14 protein-coding genes and 2 tRNA genes are annotated in these 16,788 nt (G+C 73.9%); 9 read left to right on the forward strand and 7 right to left on the reverse strand.

The genetic code is table 11. From position 1 onward, the window contains the following. Window positions 1-36 precede the first annotated feature (36 nt). The 6 genes from AB8O64_RS17195 (at window position 37) to AB8O64_RS17220 (ending at window position 4,448) form a co-directional block, all read left to right on the forward strand. Window positions 37-109 (forward strand) — tRNA-Gly (locus AB8O64_RS17195). A 156-nt stretch (window positions 110-265) separates the two neighbouring features. Continuing rightward, entirely contained in the window at window positions 266-1,261 is a 996-nt protein-coding gene (locus tag AB8O64_RS17200; protein WP_370419896.1) for an ABC transporter ATP-binding protein, read from the forward strand. Next, window positions 1,258-2,013, forward strand: a complete 756-nt coding sequence (locus tag AB8O64_RS17205; protein ID WP_370419897.1) for an ABC transporter permease — start codon at window positions 1,258-1,260, stop codon at window positions 2,011-2,013. Before AB8O64_RS17200 ends, AB8O64_RS17205 begins: the two co-directional genes overlap by 4 nt. Window positions 2,014-2,103: 90 nt before the next feature. Beyond that, a complete protein-coding gene (locus AB8O64_RS17210; RefSeq protein WP_370419898.1) occupies window positions 2,104-3,714 on the forward strand; it encodes a sensor histidine kinase in 1,611 nt (536 codons plus the stop codon). Then, on the forward strand, window positions 3,711-4,343 hold the full coding sequence (locus AB8O64_RS17215; RefSeq protein ID WP_370419899.1) for a response regulator transcription factor: 633 nt from the start codon (window positions 3,711-3,713) through the stop codon (window positions 4,341-4,343). Before AB8O64_RS17210 ends, AB8O64_RS17215 begins: the two co-directional genes overlap by 4 nt. A 32-nt stretch (window positions 4,344-4,375) precedes the next feature. Then, window positions 4,376-4,448: transfer RNA gene (locus tag AB8O64_RS17220), tRNA-Gly, on the forward strand. Between the two features lie 68 nt (window positions 4,449-4,516). Here the strand turns inward: AB8O64_RS17220 and AB8O64_RS17225 are convergent. Further along, on the reverse strand, window positions 4,517-5,902 hold the full coding sequence (locus tag AB8O64_RS17225) for a sensor histidine kinase (protein WP_370419900.1): 1,386 nt from the start codon (window positions 5,900-5,902) through the stop codon (window positions 4,517-4,519). Further along, complete coding sequence (locus AB8O64_RS17230) at window positions 5,899-6,597, reverse strand: response regulator transcription factor (protein ID WP_370419901.1); 699 nt, start codon at window positions 6,595-6,597, stop codon at window positions 5,899-5,901. Before AB8O64_RS17230 ends, AB8O64_RS17225 begins: the two co-directional genes overlap by 4 nt. A gap of 127 nt (window positions 6,598-6,724) precedes the next feature. On the opposite strand from AB8O64_RS17230, the gene AB8O64_RS17235 reads away from it, so the two are divergent. Together AB8O64_RS17235 and AB8O64_RS17240 are read left to right on the forward strand one after the other, a co-directional pair. Next, the gene (locus AB8O64_RS17235) at window positions 6,725-7,864 is read left to right on the forward strand and encodes a glycosyltransferase (RefSeq protein ID WP_370419902.1); all 1,140 of its coding nucleotides are present in this window, start codon (window positions 6,725-6,727) and stop codon (window positions 7,862-7,864) included. Between the two features lie 56 nt (window positions 7,865-7,920). Continuing rightward, window positions 7,921-8,919 (forward strand): SDR family NAD(P)-dependent oxidoreductase, encoded by a 999-nt coding sequence (locus AB8O64_RS17240; protein ID WP_370419903.1) that lies wholly within the window; start codon window positions 7,921-7,923, stop codon window positions 8,917-8,919. A 49-nt stretch (window positions 8,920-8,968) separates the two neighbouring features. Here the strand turns inward: AB8O64_RS17240 and AB8O64_RS17245 are convergent, their stop codons facing one another. From AB8O64_RS17245 to purD, 4 genes are all read right to left on the reverse strand, one after another. Next, window positions 8,969-9,868 carry a phosphoribosylaminoimidazolesuccinocarboxamide synthase gene (locus AB8O64_RS17245; protein ID WP_370419904.1) on the reverse strand — a complete coding sequence of 300 codons (900 nt, stop codon included), beginning with the start codon at window positions 9,866-9,868 and terminating at the stop codon, window positions 8,969-8,971. A 68-nt stretch (window positions 9,869-9,936) separates the two neighbouring features. After that, window positions 9,937-11,415 (reverse strand): N,N-dimethylformamidase beta subunit family domain-containing protein, encoded by a 1,479-nt coding sequence (locus AB8O64_RS17250; protein ID WP_370419905.1) that lies wholly within the window; start codon window positions 11,413-11,415, stop codon window positions 9,937-9,939. A gap of 270 nt (window positions 11,416-11,685) precedes the next feature. Further along, window positions 11,686-13,338 carry a hypothetical protein gene (locus AB8O64_RS17255; protein ID WP_370419906.1) on the reverse strand — a complete coding sequence of 551 codons (1,653 nt, stop codon included), beginning with the start codon at window positions 13,336-13,338 and terminating at the stop codon, window positions 11,686-11,688. Window positions 13,339-13,670: 332 nt separating this feature from the next. Further along, window positions 13,671-14,939 (reverse strand): phosphoribosylamine--glycine ligase, encoded by a 1,269-nt coding sequence (gene purD / locus AB8O64_RS17260; RefSeq protein ID WP_370419907.1) that lies wholly within the window; start codon window positions 14,937-14,939, stop codon window positions 13,671-13,673. A gap of 358 nt (window positions 14,940-15,297) precedes the next feature. Between purD and AB8O64_RS17265 the strand changes: the two genes are divergently transcribed. Continuing rightward, entirely contained in the window at window positions 15,298-16,014 is a 717-nt protein-coding gene (locus AB8O64_RS17265) for an SLATT domain-containing protein (RefSeq protein WP_130878835.1), read from the forward strand. Window positions 16,015-16,119: 105 nt separating this feature from the next. On the opposite strand, the gene AB8O64_RS17270 is transcribed toward AB8O64_RS17265, so the two are convergent. Further along, window positions 16,120-16,770, reverse strand: coding sequence for a hypothetical protein (locus AB8O64_RS17270; RefSeq protein ID WP_130878742.1), 651 nt, complete (start codon window positions 16,768-16,770; stop codon window positions 16,120-16,122). Window positions 16,771-16,788: the final 18 nt, after the last annotated feature.

Consider the following 16,788-nt stretch of genomic DNA (forward strand, 5'->3'; position numbering starts at 1 on the left):
ATGTTCGCGCCGCCGGTGAAAGCCGAGCGGAGGCATGCGGACGTAGCTCAGTTGGTAGAGCACCACCTTGCCAAGGTGGATGTCGCGAGTTCGAGTCTCGTCGTCCGCTCAGCAGTAAGAAGGCCCCGGTCATCACGACCGGGGCCTTCTTCGTGCTCCCCGGCTGTCCCGACAGCGGTGGGCGCCGGCGCCCGATGACATTCGTCATCCGAAGTCATGACAGCCCGCACTGCTTCCGGGCCGGATCCGCCGGGAGCCTTGAAGCATGGACATCGGGGACAGTGTGATCGACGTCACCGGGCTGCGGCGCCGGTACGGGCCCGCCGGGGACAAGGGATTCGAGGCGGTGCGGGACGTCTCCTTCACCGTGGGGCGGGGCGAGTTGTTCGCGCTGCTGGGGACGAACGGTGCGGGGAAGACCTCCACGGTCGAACTGCTGGAGGGGCTCGCGCGGCCGACCGGCGGCCAGGTGCGGGTGCTGGGCCACGATCCCTACGCGGAACGCCGCGCGGTGCGGCCCCGGGTCGGGGTGATGCTCCAGGAGGGCGGCTTCCCCTCCGATCTGACGGCGGCCGAGACGGTACGGATGTGGGCCGGCTGCACGACCGGCGCACGGCCCGTCGACGAGGCGCTCGGTCTGGTCAAGCTCGCGAAGCGGCGGGACGTGCGCGTCAAGCAGCTCTCCGGTGGTGAGCGGCGGCGCCTGGACCTCGCGCTCGCGCTGCTCGGCCGGCCCGAGGTGCTCTTCCTCGACGAACCGACGACCGGACTCGACCCCGAGGCCCGGCACGACACCTGGGAGCTGGTGCGCCGGCTGCGCGCCGAGGGCACGACAGTGCTGCTGACCACGCACTATCTGGAGGAGGCCGAGGCACTGGCCGACCGCCTCGCGATCATGCGCGAGGGGCAGATCGTGGTCACGGGCTCGCCGGCCGAGGTCATCGGGGCGTACCCGGCGCGGATCCGCTTCACGATGCCGCCGGGCTGGTTCGTCGGGGATCTGCCGCCGCTGGGCGAGCTCGGGGTGATCCGGCACGAGGAGACCGACGGACGGATAGAGCTCCAGACCCACGAGTTGCAGCGGACCCTGACCGGGCTGCTGGTGTGGGCGCGGGACAAGGACCTGGAGCTGGACGGGCTGGACGCGCGGACCGCCTCGCTGGAGGAGGCGTTCCTGGCGATAGCGGGTGCGAACGGGATGGCCGGGGCTGCTGAGGCTGACGGGGCTACCGGTACGAAGGTGGGGCGGGGCGGGCGATGACGACGCGGATGCTGGCGATGGGGCGGGCGGAACTGCTCCTGCTGAGCCGGAACAAGATGGCGCTGTACGTGGCGCTGCTGCTGCCCGCCTTCATGGCGTGGGCGATGCGCAACGGCATCAGCAAGATCGACCCCGAGGACGCGGGGATGTCCGTCAACGAGATCGCGATGACGGGGGCCTTCGGTTACATCCTCCTCTTCGTCGTCTACCAGAACCTGGTGAGTGCGCTGGTGGCCCGCCGCGAGGAGCTCGTCCTCAAGCGCTTGCGCACCGGTGAGGCCAATGACGTGGAGATCCTCGCCGGGACGGCGCTGCCGTCGGTGGCCGTGGCGCTGGCGCAGTGCGTGGTGCTGCTGGTGGCGGGCATCGCCTGGCTGGACCTGCGGGCGGTCGCCCGGCCCGATCTGCTGCTGGCCGGGCTGGTGCTGGGGATCGTCATGTCCATCGCCCTGGCCGCCGTCACCACGGTGATCGCGAAGACGGTGGAGAGCGCCCAGTTGGTGACCACTCCCCTGCTGCTGCTCTCCCTGATGGGCTCGGGTCTGGTCGTACCGCTGGAGATCTTCCCCGACACGGTCGCCGATGTGTGCCGGCTGCTGCCGCTGTCGCCGGTGGTCGAGCTGGTGCGCGGTGGCTGGCTCGGCGGGACGGACACGGCCGAGGCCCTGCGGTCACTGGCCATCGCCTTGGCCTGGACGGCACTGTCCGTGTTTGCTGTACGACGGTGGTTCCGCTGGGAACCGCGGCGGTAAGGGCGGGGCCGATGGGCGCGACGGGGGGGCGGACGCGTGGGAATGCGGAAGCGGGTGTGGGGCTGGCGGGGGCGGAGCGGGATCGCCCGGGTGGACAGCTACACACGCTGGACGGTGTACGTGACGCCCTGGCTGCTGGTCGTCCTGGACATCCCCGTGGTGCTCGGGAACGGCGGGAACGGCGGGGACACGGCGCTCGACGTGGCGCTGGTCGCCCTCGGGATCACGCAGTGCCTGCTGAACCCCCCGCTGGCCCGGCGGGCCTTCGACCACCGGCTGGGCCGGGGGCCCGCGCCCTGGCGATGGCTGGCCTGGGGCGGCGTGGTTTTCCTGGCGACGGTGGGGGTGATCGGTGCCCGGGTCGCCGAGCAGGGATACGGCCGGTTCCCGATGGCCACGTGGATCCTGATGGGCAGCGCGCTGTCCGTCCTCGGCTCGTACAGCCTGCTGACCCGGCTCGGCCCGTACACGGCGGTCACTCTGGGCGCCGGAGCGGTGGTGGGGGGCGCGATGGCCCTGGTCTCGGGCGCGTGGGTGTGCCTGCCGACGGTCCTGGCGGCCACGGCCTTCCTCTCCCTGTGGAGCGTCTCCGTCGTGCGCACCTCGGCCTGGGTGCTCGCCGTGATGTGGGAGCTGGACGCGGCGCGGGGCGCGCAGGCGCGGCTGGCGGTCGCGGAGGAACGGCTGCGGTTCGGGCGGGACATGCACGATGTCCTCGGCCGCAATCTCGCGGTGATCGCGCTGAAGAGCGAGCTGGCGGTGCGGCTCGCCGGGCGCGGTTCCCCGGCCGCGATCGACGAGATGACCGAGGTCCAGCGGATCGCACAGGAGTCCCAGCGGGAGGTGCGGGACGTGGTCCGCGGCTACCGCGGGGCCGACCTGCACACCGAACTGGCGGGCGCCCGGAGCGTGCTGGCCGCCGCGGGCATCGACTGCCGCATCGACGACAAGGCGGGCGAGGAACTGCCGGCCGCCGCGCAGTCGGCGCTGGCCTGGGTGGTCCGCGAGGCCACGACCAATGTGCTGCGCCACGCGGACGCCGGGCGCTGTGCCGTACGGATGCGGGTGACGGAGGGGGTGGCGGTGCTCGTGATGGAGAACGACGGCGTCTCCCCCGGGCCGTCCCGGCCGCCCGGCTCCGTCGGCGGCTCGGGCCTCGCGGGCCTGCGCGAGCGCCTCGCCGCCCTGGGCGGCACGCTCGCGGCGGAACGCCGCCCGCCCGCCGCGTTCCGCCTGACGGCACGGGTTCCGCTGGCGCGGGCGGGCACGCTTGGCGCTGACCTCGGTAGCCCGCTGCCGGCGGAGTCCCCGGCGGCTCCCGCCGGTGCGGGCGCTGCGCGGCCGGGCGTCCCGGTGCCCTCGGTGGGCACATCGCGTGGCGACACGACGGGCGCGGCCGCGCCCGTCGTCGACACCCCGGAGCCGGTGCCGTCCGGCTCCCGGGCCGCGTCGGCCGGAGGCGTCGGCCGCCAGGGGACGTCTCCCGTCGGCCACGTGCCGACGGGGACGGAGTCGGCGGACGCCGATGGCGAGCCGGCTCCTGCCGGGCGCGCGGCGGCACCACCCGGCTCCCGGACCGCGTCGGCTGGCGGCGTCGGCCGCGAGGGGCCGTCTGCTGTCGGCCACGTGCCGGCCGGCGTCGGCGGCACGTCTTCCGGAGCCGGGGCCGAGCGGGCCGTCACCCGTGGGGGCGCGGCATGATCGACCGGGCACCCGGCGGCCAGCCGATACGCGTCATGCTCGCCGACGACGAGCACCTCATCCGGGGTGCGCTCGTCGCGCTGCTCGGGCTGGAGGACGACCTTCAGGTGGTCGCGGAGGCCGCCACGGGGACCGAGGCGCTCGCCATGGCGCGGGCGCACCGGCCGGACGTCGCGGTGCTCGATCTTCAAATGCCAGGGGTCGACGGCGTGACGGTCGCCACATCCCTGCGGGCCGAACTGCCCCTGTGCCGGAGCATGATCGTGACCGGTCACGGCCGTCCCGGGCATCTGAAACGGGCACTCGAAGCAGGGGTGCGGGGGTTCGTGCCGAAGACCGTTTCGGCACAGCGGCTCGCCGAGATCATCCGTACCGTGCACGGCGGAAGCCGCTATGTGGACCCGGAGTTGGCGGCCGACGCGATCAGCGCGGGGGACTCGCCGCTGACCGCGCGGGAGGCGGAACTGCTGGAGCTGGCGGAGGACGGCGCGCCCATCGCGGAGATCGCGGAGCGGGCGGCGCTGACGCCGGGAACGGTCCGCAACTACCTCTCGGCCGCCGCCGCGAAGCTGGGTGCGGAGAACCGTCACGCGGCGGCGCGCATCGCACGCGCCCAAGGTTGGCTATAGTGGTTCCCGCACCGCACGAAAGCGCGGGGCATGCGGACGTAGCTCAGTTGGTAGAGCACCACCTTGCCAAGGTGGATGTCGCGAGTTCGAGTCTCGTCGTCCGCTCCGATACGAAGGCCCCGGTCATCTTTGACCGGGGCCTTCGGCGTTGTGGCGAGCGCCCCGCGGGCGCGTCAGGCGGCCGGGAAGCTCAGGCGGAAGCGGGCACCGCCGCCCTCGGCCTGTTCGGCGGTCAGCTCCGCGCCGTGGGCGCGGGCGATCTGGCGGGCCATGGCCAGGCCCAGGCCGGAGCCGGGGAGGGCACGGGCCTGGCGGGAGCGGTAGAAGCGGTCGAAGACGTAGGGCAGGTCCTCGGCGGAGATGCCACGGCCGTGATCGCGGACGGTCAGGTCGAGGGTCCGGTCGGTCACCGCGAGACGCACCTCGACCGTGGCGCCGGGCGGGCTGAACTTGGCGGCGTTGTCGAGCAGGTTGGACAGCAGCCGGGCCAGGCGGGCGGGCACCCCCACCACGGTCGCCGGGTCCAGGTCGGCCGTGAAGAACGTGTTCGGCCAGTGGCCCCGGGCGTCGGCCACGCAGCGCTCGGCCAGCGCGTCCAGCCGGACCTGTTCCACCAGCTGCTGCGGCTCCTCGTCGCGGGCCAGCTCGATGAGGTCGTTGACCATGCCCGTCACCTCGCGCAGCTGACGGCCCAGCGCGGTGGCGGCCCGGTCGCGCTGGGCGTCGGAGAGCCGGTCGGCGCGGGCGAGCAGCTCGGCGTTGGTGCGCAGCGCGGTGAGCGGGGTGCGCAGTTCGTGGGAGGCGTCGGCGACCAAGCGGCGCTGGGCGGCGACCGCCTCCTCCAGCTCGCCCAGCATCGTGTTGAAGCTGGTCGCGAGGCGGGTGATCTCGTCCTGGCGGCGTGCCTCGTACGGGGGCAGCTCGATGCGGTGCGCGGGGTCGCGGGTGGCGGCGATGTGTTCGGCGGTGGCCGTGAGGCGGGTCACCGGGCGCAGGGACGTGCGGGAGGCGAAGTAGCCGAGGCCGGCCGCGAGGAGGACCCCCACGCCGCCGACCGCACCGAGCAGCAGCCCCGCCTGTTCGACGCCCTGGTCGACGGTGTCGGAGCGGATCGCCACCTGGAGGGCGCGGTTGTTCCTGGCGGGGGTGGTGAGCATCCGCATCGGGCGCCCGTCGTGGGTGATGTCGCTGTAGTACGCGCCGAGGGTGCGGGCGGCGACGCGGCGGGTGGCGCCGGTGACGGGCAGCACCAGGGCCCGGTCGCCGCGCGGGGCCGGAGCCGCCGGGTCGGCGCCGACGAGCTGGGCGCAGGCGGGGGCGACGAGCCAGGTGCACTCCCCGAGAAGGGTGCCGGTGTCGTGGGCGCGGCCCTGCTGGACGATGAGGGCGGCCTGCTGTTTGAGCTGGAGGTCGAGCTGGCGGCCGAGTTCGTAGCGGATGACGACGAAGGCGGCGGCCAGCACACCGAGCGCGACGAGGGCGACGGCGGCGGAGGTGACGAGGGCCAGCCGGGCGCGCAGCGGTCGGCTGCCGAACAGCCGGCGGCGCAGGGACCTCATCGCTCCGCCAGCCGGTAGCCGATGCCGTGCACGGTGTGGACGAGGCGGGGCGCGCCCTCCGCCTCCAGCTTGCGGCGCAGATAGCCGATGTAGACGGCCAGCGAATTGGAGTCGGGCCCGAAGTCGGTGCCCCAGACGCGCTCCTGGATCACCTCGCGGGGCAGCACCTGCCCGGGGTGCAGCAGGAACACCTCCAGCAGGGCGAATTCGGTGCGGGTGAACTCCAGGGGGACGTCGCCGCGGACGCCGGTGCGGGTGGCCGGGTCGACGCGGAGGTCGGCGAAGGCCAGCTCGGGTTGTTCGGCGGCGGCCTCCACGGGGGCGGCGCGGCGCAGCAGGGCCCGCAGCCGGGCGAGGAGTTCGTCGAGGGCGAAGGGTTTGACGAGGTAGTCGTCGGCGCCCGCGTCGAGGCCCGCGACCCGGTCGGAGACGGCGTCGCGGGCGGTCAGGACGAGGACGGGCGTCCGGTCGCCGAGGTCGCGCAGCCGGCGGCAGACGGCGAGGCCGTCGAGGACGGGCATGGCGAGGTCGAGGACGATCGCGGCGGGCGGGGCGGCGGCGACGGCGGAGAGGGCTTCGAGGCCGTCGGCGGCGGACCGCACGGTGTACCCCTCGACGCTGAGGCCGTCGACGACGGCCGCCCGTACATCGGGGTCGTCGTCCACGACGAGTACGGCCGGGGCGGCATCGGGCATACGAAAGGGCCTCTCGCGCGGATGATCAGTGTGGGACCAGGGTTGCCGATCAAGGTCCGGTTTTCTTCGCACACCTTGGCAGAGGGAGTCTTAAAGCGCTCTTAGAGCGCGTCGCCACGCTGCCGACATGGCTACAGCACACGACACCCTTTCGGTGGTCGTCGGAGCGGGCGGTACCGGCGGCCATATCTATCCCGGGCTGGCGGTCGCGGACGCCGTCCGCAGAGCCGTGCCGGACGCGGTCATCAGTTTCATCGGGACCGAGCGCGGCCTGGAGACGCGGCTGATCCCCGAGGCGGGCTACCGGCTGCACACGGTCGACATGATCCCCTTCGACCGTTCGCTCGGCTCGCGCCGCTTCCTGCTCCCCGCCGATCTGCTGCGCTCCGGCGCACAGGCGCGGCGGGTGATCGAGGAGCAGGGCGCGCAGGTGGTCGTCGGCATGGGCGGCTACCCGAGCGCGCCCGCCGTGCTCGGCGCCCGGCTGGCCGGGCGGCCCGCGCTCGTCCACGAGTCCAATGCCGTACCGGGCCGGGCGAACCGGTTCGCGAGCACCCTCACCCCGCATGTGGCGCTCGCCTTCGACCGCAGCCGTGAGCATCTGTCGGCCCGGTCCGGGGCGCGTGCCGAGACGGTGGGCATGCCGCTGGTGGGTGCGGTGGCCGGGCTGGACCGAGCGGCGCTGCGGGCGGAGGCACGGCGGTCGTACGGGGTGCCCAAGGACGCCCGGCTGGTGCTGTTCAACGGCGGCAGCCTGGGCGCGGCGCGGCTGACGGAGGCGGCGCTGGGCCTGGCCCGGCGGTGGCGCGCACGGCCGGACGTGCATCTGCTGATCAAGACCGGTCCGAAGCCACTGGCGGAGGTCCGAGCCCGGCTGGCGGCCGAGGGCTGCGGGCGGGTGGCGACGGCGGTCGGCTATCTGGACCGGATGGATCTCGCCTACGCGGCCGCCGACCTGGTGGTGTGCCGGGCGGGTTCGGCGACCGTGGCGGAGCTGGCGAGCATCCGGATGCCGGCGGTGCTGGTGCCGTATCCGCACGCGCCGCACGACCACCAGACGCACAACGCGCGGGTCCTGTCCGACCCGGGCGCGGGCCTGCTGCTGCCCGACGGCGAGACGACCGGCGGCCGACTGGCGGAGCTGATCGAACCGCTGCTGGCCGACCCGGCCCGGCTGGCCGCGATGAGCGCGGTGGCCGACCCGGGCACGCACGCGGTGGCCGCCGACCTGATGGCGGCCTGGGTGCTGCGACTCGCGGGCCGCTGACGGCCGTTCACTGTCCCCCCTCCCCTCCCCCTGCACACTCTCCGAGAGGAACTCCCATGCGCACGAACAACTGGCACGGCCGTACCGTCCTGGTCACCGGTGCCGAAGGCTTCATCGGGTCGACCCTGGTCGATCTGCTGGTCGAGCGCGGTGCCCGGGTGCGCGTGCTCGTGCACTACAAGCCGTACGCCGAGCGCGGTCACCTCGCCCGCTATCTCGGCCCGGACTCCCCCGTGGAGACGCTCGCCGGTGACGTCCGCGACGCGGGCCGGGTCATGGACGCGGTCGCCGGGTGCGACACCGTCTTCCATCTGGCGGCCCTGATCGGCATTCCGTACAGCTACGCGTCGCCCGAGGCGTATGTGCAGACCAATGTGGCGGGTACGGAGAACGTGGCCGCCGCCTGCCGCCGCCACGGCGTGCGGCGCATGGTGCACACCTCGACCAGCGAGGTGTACGGGACGGCGCTGACGGCCCCGATCAGCGAGGACCACCCGCTGCAGCCGCAGTCGCCGTACTCCGCGTCGAAGATCGGCGCGGACATGCTGGCGCTGTCCTACGCGCATTCCTTCGATCTGCCGGTCACGGTCGTACGGCCCTTCAACACCTACGGGCCCCGGCAGTCCGCGCGGGCCGTGATCCCCACGATCCTCGCGCAGCTGCACTCCGGCACGGCGGAGATCCGGCTCGGGTCGACGACCCCGACCCGCGACTTCACGTATGTGACCGACACCGCCGAGGGGTTCCTGGCGCTCGCGGAGTGCGACCGGGCGGTGGGACACGCGGTCAACCTCGGCACGGGCCGCGAGATCTCCGTCGGGGACCTCGCGGAGTCCCTGATCCGGGCCTCGGGGCGGGACGCGAAGGTCGTCGTGGATCCCGCCCGGCTCCGGCCCGCCGGCAGCGAGGTCGAGCGGTTGCTGTCGGATAACTCCCGGGCGCAGGAGTGGGCCGGGTGGCGGCCGGAGGTCTCGCTGGAGGAGGGGCTGGCCCGCACCTCGGACTGGGTCCGGGAGAATCTGCGGCTGTTCGCCGCGGATCGCTACCAGGTGTGAGCCCGGCCCCTGCCGGGGCCCAGGTCGTCCTCGGCTGCCGGACGGGGTTCTACCCCCAGCTCATTCCCGTCAGGCGTTCGTAGGCCTCCACGTACTTCGCCCGGGTCCGCTCCACGATGTCCTGCGGCAGCTCCGGCGGGGGCAGTTCGCCGTTGCGGTCCCAGCCGGAGGCCGGGGACGACAGCCAGTCGCGGACGAACTGCTTGTCGAAGGACGCCTGCGGGCGGCCCGGCTGCCACTCGTCGGCGGGCCAGAAGCGGGACGAGTCCGGGGTCAGCACCTCGTCGGCGAGGACCAGCTCCTCGCCCGCGAAGCCGAACTCGAACTTCGTGTCGGCCAGCACGATGCCCCGGTCGCGGGCGATGTCGCGGGCACGGCCGTAGACGGCGAGGGTGGTCTGGCGGAGCTGGGCGGCGGTCTCCGCGCTCACCTGCCGGGCCACTTCCTCGTAGCTGACGTTCTCGTCGTGCTCGCCGACCGCGGCCTTCGTGGCCGGGGTGAAGATCGGGGAGGGCAGCTCGGAGCCGTCGACCAGGCCCTCGGGGAGGGCCAGGCCGCAGACCGTACGGGTCTGCTCGTACTCCGCGAGACCGGAGCCGGTCAGATAGCCGCGGGCCACGCACTCGACCGGGACCATGTCCAGGGCGCGGCAGACCAGGGTGCGCCCCGCCCAGTCGGCGGGGGCGCCGGCGGGCGGCTCGGCGGACAGGACGTGGTGCGGGACGAGGTCGGTGAGCCGGTCGAACCACCACAGGGAGAGCTGGGTGAGGATCCGGCCCTTGTCGGGGATCTCGGTGGGCAGCACCCAGTCGTAGGCGGACATCCGGTCGGTGGCGACCATGACCAGATCGCCGTTCTCATCGCGGTAGAGGTCGCGGACCTTGCCCGTGTGCACGTGCACGAGACCCGGTACCTCGACCGGTTCGGGCTTCTCTACGAATCCGGACACGCGTCCTCCTGGTGGTTTGTCCAAGCAGCACGATTCTGCCGTACGCCGCGGCCGGGGGCCGGTGCGGGTCAGTCGCGCTTGCAGATGCGGTCGAGGAGATTGGCCGTGGCCCGCTGGATCCGGCTGTCCACATGGCCGGGCCGGTCCAGGGCCGGGGACCAGGCGAAGGTGCCCGCCGCGAAGACCAGGGCGCCGCTGGGGGCGCGGTAGAGGGAGGTCTCCTGATGCCGCTTGGTGCCCTCGGTATCCGCGTACGGGGAGTGCGAGAGCAGGATGCGGCGGGTGTGCTCGGGCAGGGCCGTCCGGGGGTAGTAGCGGTCGGCCTCGCCCGCGACGAGGCCCGGCAGTTCATCGCCCTCGCCCGCGCCCGTGGCGTCCCACAGCCAGTGGTCGGCGTTGCGGACGACCATCGGGGCGGGCTCGGGCACCCGGCCCGCGTACTGGATGCCCAGCAGCTGCTGCTCGGGCGGGCCGACGTCCCGCCACCGGGCGGCCCGGCCGGGGCCGCGGCGTTTGCGGCAGGTCAGCAGCCGGTCGGGGCCCGCGGGCGAGGGGGCCAGCTCGGACTGCCAGTACATGGTGTTGGCGGAGAGGAACACCAGTGACGTACCGGTGTCGCGGGCCAGCTCGGCGGCGCCGCGCATGGCGGTCGTCCAGTACTCGTCGTGGCCGGGGAAGACCAGACCGCGGTAGCGGGAGGGGTCGATCCGGCCCGCGTGCAGATCGCGGGTGTCGGCGTAGGCGAGGTCGTAGCCGTACCGCTCGGCCCAGCGGATGAAGTCGTAGGCGTGGCCCACGTGCAGCGGCAGGCCCGCGCCGGCGAAGGGGCGGTCGAAGGAGACGGTGGTCGCCGCCTCGCTCTCGCCGAGCAGCCGGCCCTCCTCGTCCCAGGCGTGGTAGAGGCTCGCGCCGGTGCGCCCGTCCTCGGGGTAGAGGTTGTAGGCCTGCCAGGTGATGTCCGGGAGGACGAGCAGCAGGTCGGCGGGGTGGTTGTCGCGCACGACGAAGGGAATGTGGCTGCGGTAGCCGTCGGCGGTGGTCAGTACCGCCACGTACGCGCCGAGGCTCCAGTACGTGGGGATCTGGAGCCGCCAGGACAGCCACCAGTGGTGGCAGGAGACCGTGCGGTCGACGGTCAGCGGCGGCGGCTGGACGATGCCGGACAGCCGGGGACTGGTGGTGATCTTCGAGGCGCCGTCGCCCGCGTAGTGACCGATGCGGTAGATGTCCACGCCGAACTGCTGCGGCGGATCGACGGTGATGCGGAAGTCCAGCGCCTCGCCGGGGGCGACGGCGCCGGTGGAGGTGAAGCCCTTGATCTGGCGCCGGACGTCGTCGGCGCTGCGCGGGCCCGCGTGCCGGGGCGCGGGCACCCGGCCGCCGGCCGGGACGGGCACCGGGTCCACGTACCACGGGACGATCCGGCCGGTGCCGTCGAAGTAGAACTCGCCGCCGCGCAGCCAGGGCAGCGGGCCCTGGCCGAAGGGGTCCGCGACGCCGTGCGCGAGTGCCCCGGACTCCCAGCGGCGGATCTGCTCCATCCCCATGTGCGCTCCCTCCCCTGCGCCCCCGACGCGTACCAGGTCATCGCTGTCCGGTTCGTCGCCGCCCGGCACGTGGGAGACGGCTCGCGCCCGGCCGGTCGGGGTCTCCGTACGGCCGGACTGACGCTCCACGCGGACGGTTGCCCCGGGCAGCGAACCCCAGCACATCACATAACGCGCCCGGCTCGTCACTGGTCGTCGTGAAATTCCCCGGAAAGCGCCGGGCCGAACACTCACGCAGCGTCACGGTGGGCGGCTCCGGGGGAGCGCGCGTCACACCAGACGGACGGGCTTCTCGGGGCGGACCCCGACCTCCCCCAGCCAGGCGCGCAGGGGCTCGCCGTCGCCGTCCTCGATCAGGCTCAGCACCGAATGGGCCAGGTCGGCGCGGCGCACCCCGCCGACGAGCAGGGCGGGGCCGTCCAGCCAGTCCAGGCCGGGGAGGGCGCCCGCGGTGTCCACGGCGGCGCAGCACACCATGGCCGTCACATGGTCGGTGAGCAGCTCCCTGCCGCTGCGTGGTGGTTGCAGCGGGAACAGCGGCGCGAGGCCGTCGACCCAGGGGTCGCCCGTGGCGGTGAACGCGCCCCGCTCGCCGGCGCCCTCCTCCCGGGCCGCCTCGCGGGCCACTTCGGCGCTGAGGCGGGCCGCCAGCTGCTCGCCGGTCCCGGCGCGGGCGGGGCCCGCCAGCCGGTCGAGGACGCGGGCCACGGTGGGGGCGGCGGCGGGGCCGGGGCGGACGCCCGGCACGGCGCCGGTGGCGGGGATGTCGTCGAGGACGCGGTGCAGCCGGGCGGCCTCCAGCCGCCAGGTGCGGTCCACGACCTCCTCGGGGTACTGGCTCCAGGCGACCGGCGACCAGTCGGGGCCGGTCTCGGGCGGGCCGCCGTGGAAGAGGCGGGCGGCCAGCAGGGAGGCGGCCTCGTCGATGACGCCGGGCTCCTCCAGCAGATCGCAGGCGGGCCGCTCGCCCAGCCGGGAGGTGAAGCCCTCCGCGAGGCGGTCGCGGCGGGAGAGCTCGGTGAGCGCGGAGACCACGCCCGCGTCGAGCCGGGAGGGCCAGCGGCCCATCCGCCAGGCGGGCAGCGCCACGCGGTTCAGCAGCCGGTCCCAGCCGGCGTAGGCGAGGCCGACCTGCTCCTGGGCGACGATGCGCAGACCGTAGTCGACGGTCTGGGAGCGCTCGGAGGCGGCGGCGGCCACGCCGCGTTCCATCTCGGCGGCGTGGTCCCGGCAGGAGCGCAGCAGCGTCCGGGCGGCCCAGCCGACGAAGGCGAGGGCGGGGCGGGCCGCGGCCACCGCCACGGCCGCGTCCAGGCCCCGCACGAAGCGGCGGGCCGCGGCTATGTCGGGGTTGGCGGACGGACCGGTGCCCGCGACGACGGGCGCGAGCAGGGCCCGCAGCTCGGCGACGCGCATCCACCACAGGAACGGCGAGCCGATGACCAGGACGGGCGTGGCGCCGGAGCGCCGCCGGGTGAGCGGCCGCTCGCGCGGTGGGTCGTGCGCGGGGTGGGTGCGGTCCTCGAGCCAGCTGTCGCAGTCGGGCGTCAGGGCTATCGCGGAGGGGGCGGGCACGTCGAGCCGCTCGGCGAGGTCACGGACCAGGCGGTAGAGGTCGGGGGCCGTCTCCTCCGGGATGGGGACGGTGGGGCTGAGGGCGGGGCGGGCCCGGACGACCACGAGGGTGACGACCGCGGCCAGCAGCAGCACCAGGGCGCCGGCGCCGGTCAGCGCCCAGCGGGCGGTGTCCCAGCCGCCCCCGTCCGGGATGCGGCCCATGGCGGTGCCCGCCAGCAGCACGACGGCGGCCGCGGCGGGCAGCAGGGCGACGGCCAGCGCGGTGCCGCGGATGCGCAGCACGGCGAGGGCTCGGGCGCGCGCGGCTTGCGCGCCTGCTTCGGGACCTGCCACGAGACCGTTCACCCCCTTGCTTCCCTTGGTGTGTGCTGCCGAGGAGTGCGACAGCGGGCCCAACGCCCTTCCGCGTTGCCTACCCCCACTGTGGCACCGGGTGCTGACATCGCAATGCCGGTGGGCCAGTTGCCGGACGTGCGGCAGCTTGCTTGCGCCGCACCCTAGTTGGGGGCGCCGCGCACGTCAGCCGGTTGGCCAAGTGGTCACTCGATGGAATGGCTTTGGGTAAAGCCGCCCCCGAAACGCACATCCGTACGGGCGGGTAACGCCGTCGGGGGTCCCCCGCCGAAGCGGGGGACCCCCGATGTCATGACGAACCGGTCAGGCCGGCCGGACCGGGCTCAGCTGGAAGCGGCCTTCGCGGCGATGTCGGTGCGGTGGTGGGAGCCGTCCAGCCGGATCCGGGAGACCAGCTCGTAGGCGCGGCCGCGGGCGGTGGCCAGGTCGGCGCCGGTCGCGGTCACGGACAGCACCCGGCCGCCGGCGCTGACCACGCGGCCGTCGGCGTCGAGCGCGGTGCCCGCGTGCAGCACGTAGGCCTTCTGCGCGCCCTTCTCGGCGGCACCCGCCTCGGGTGCCTCGGGCAGGCCCTCGATGACGTCGCCCGTGCGCGGGGTGCCGGGGTAGTTGTGGGAGGCGATGACGACCGTGACGGCGGCGCCGTCGCTCCAGCGCAGCGGCGGCTCGGCGGCCAGGTTGCCGGTGGAGGCGTTGAGCAGGACACTCGCCAGCGGCGTCTTGAGGCGGGCGAGGACGACCTGCGTCTCGGGGTCGCCGAAGCGGGCGTTGAACTCGATGACCCGCACACCGCGCGAGGTGATCGCGAGCCCGGCGTAGAGCAGCCCGGAGAAGGGCGTGCCCCGGCGGCGCAGCTCGTCGACGGTGGGCCGCAGCACGGTCTCCATGACCTCGTCGACCAGCTTCGGGTCGGCCCACGGGAGCGGGGAGTAGGCGCCCATGCCGCCGGTGTTCGGGCCTTCGTCGCCGTCGAGCGCCCGCTTGAAGTCCTGGGCGGGCGACAGCGGCAGCACCGTCTCGCCGTCGGTGATGGCGAAGAGGGAGACCTCGGGGCCGTCGAGGAACTCCTCGATGACCACCCTTTCGCACGCCAGGGCGTGCTCGCGGGCGACGGCGAGGTCACTGGTGACGACGACGCCCTTGCCGGCGGCGAGACCGTCGTCCTTGACGACGTACGGGGCACCGAACGCGTCGAGGGCCTCGTCGATCTCCGCGGGCGTGGTGCAGACATAGGCGCGGGCCGTGGGGACGCCCGCGGCGGCCATGACGTCCTTGGCGAACGCCTTGGACCCCTCCAGCTGCGCGGCCTGCGCGGACGGGCCGAAGGCGGGGATACCGCGCTCGCGGACGGCGTCGGCGACACCCGCGACGAGCGGGGCCTCCGGGCCGACGACGACGAGGTCCGCGCGCAGCGAGGCGGCGAGCTCCGCGACGGCCGCGCCGTCGAGGGCGTCCACCGCGTGCAACTCGGCGACCTCGGCGATCCCGGCGTTGCCGGGGGCGCAGTGCAGCGCGGTGACGTCGGGATCGAGGGAGAGTGAGCGGCACAGGGCGTGTTCGCGGGCGCCGCCGCCGATGACGAGGACCTTCACACCGGTCACCCTATTGCCTGGGCGGACGATCACTGTCGGCGCGGTCCGCTTGGACAGCGCGTCTTCGGCTGCGGGCCGTCTTTTGCCGCCTGCGGCGGCGAGCGCCCTGCGGGCGCGTCCTCAATCGCCGGACGGGCTCGATGTGGCTGCCCTAAGTCGACTTGGCGCTAGGTCGCTGTCACGACAGCCCACGGCATGCACTCTTTCGGGTGAGTGCCGCGAGTGCCCTATACCGGATTCCGCTGCACCTTCGGCCGGAAAAGCCTGGATCTTGCCCCCAAGGCCAACCGTTCGGCGGTAGGAAGGGGGTTGCGACCACGCAGCGGCGAGAGGGAGTGCACGGGTGAGCCAGCCGGAGATGCAGCCCGAGGGGCCCCCTCGAGAGCTCGGCGGGAGGGACCGGGGCGATCTCAGAGGCCGGACCTTCCCGCTCGGCAACTGGGGGGAACCCGCGGAGCGGCTCGATGAGCTCTACCGGTGGGTGGAGGACGGCGCGCTGTATCTGGCCGACTGGTATCTGGCCGACCGCGCCTGGAAGCGCCGCTGGGCCCGGGGACTGCGGGTCAGCGCCGCGCTGTGCGCGGTGGTGGGTGCCGCGCTGCCGCTGCTGGAGCTGACGAAGGTGGTGCGCACCGGTTCCGCCTGGGGGTTCCTGGCGCTGCTCGGCGCCGCGGCCTGTGTGGCCTGCGACCGCTATTTCGGGCTGACGACGGGCTGGATGCGGGCGGTGGCCACGGCCCAGGCGGTGCAGCGCAGGCTGGAGGCGTTGCAGTTCGACTGGGCGTCGGAGTGTGTGCGCGAGGTGCTCGGCCCGACCGAGGGCACGGCCAGTGAGGCCGCCGAGCGGTGTCTGAGCGTGCTGCGGCGCTTCTCCGAGGACGTCTCTGAGCTGGTGCGGGCGGAGACCGCGGACTGGATGGTGGAATTCCGGGCCGGGCCGGCGCCGCTGCTGACGCAGTCGCTGGTGTCCTGGGGCCCGCGGTCGGAGGGCGGCGCCACGGTCACCCGGTTCCCGATGCCCCCGGGCAGCCGGCCGAACATGCCCCGCCAGCGCCCGCCGGAGTCGCCCCGGTAGCGGCCGGCACGGCGCCCGGCATCGACCGCGCGTTTCCGGCCGACGTGGGAACACGGCCGGAAACGCGCGGTCCGCCGTCCGAACGGGCCGTGTGACGCGGCTCGTTCAGCTGAAGACGATCATCGAACCCTGGCCCAGGCTCCGCGTCGCCGCGGCGTGCAGCCCGAGCCAGACGTGCCGCTCGCGCGCGAAGGGGCTGTCGTCGTGCGGGCCCGGCGCGGCGGGCTCCTCCAGCCCCGTCGGGTGGTCCGGCGCGGCGGGCGCGGCGGGCGGATTGGCGGGGTCTATGCCCAGGACCGGTGCCACGGCGTGGAGTTCGCGCAGCAGCCCGTGGCTGGAGCCCAAGGGGCCGCCGCCTTCGAGCAGTTCGTCGTTGGACAGCGGATGGGTGAAGTCCACGGGCACATAGGCCCCGGCGTGGTCGTAGTGCCAGACCAGGTGCGACTGCTGGGCCGTGGTCTCGAACATCTCCAGCAACTGCTCGTAGTCACCGCCGAGTTCGTCGACGGGGGTGACGGCGAGGCCGCACAGGTTCAGCAGATGGGCGCGGCGCAGGAAGTGCAGCGCGTCGTAGTCGAAGCCCGCGACCGGGGCCACGTCCCCGGACAGGCCCGGCATATAGCCGAAGACGGGCACCGGCGGCAGCCCGGCCTCGCCGAGCGCCTTGTCGTACGCGGCGATCTCCTCGGCGAAGGGGTTGTCGGGGCTGTGGCACAGCACATCGACGAGGGGGACAAGCCAGAGGTCACAGGCCACGTGAACTCACTCTCGTTC

This window comes from Streptomyces sp. QH1-20 (assembly GCF_041283565.1).
Classification (GTDB): Bacteria; Actinomycetota; Actinomycetes; order Streptomycetales; family Streptomycetaceae; genus Streptomyces; species Streptomyces syringius.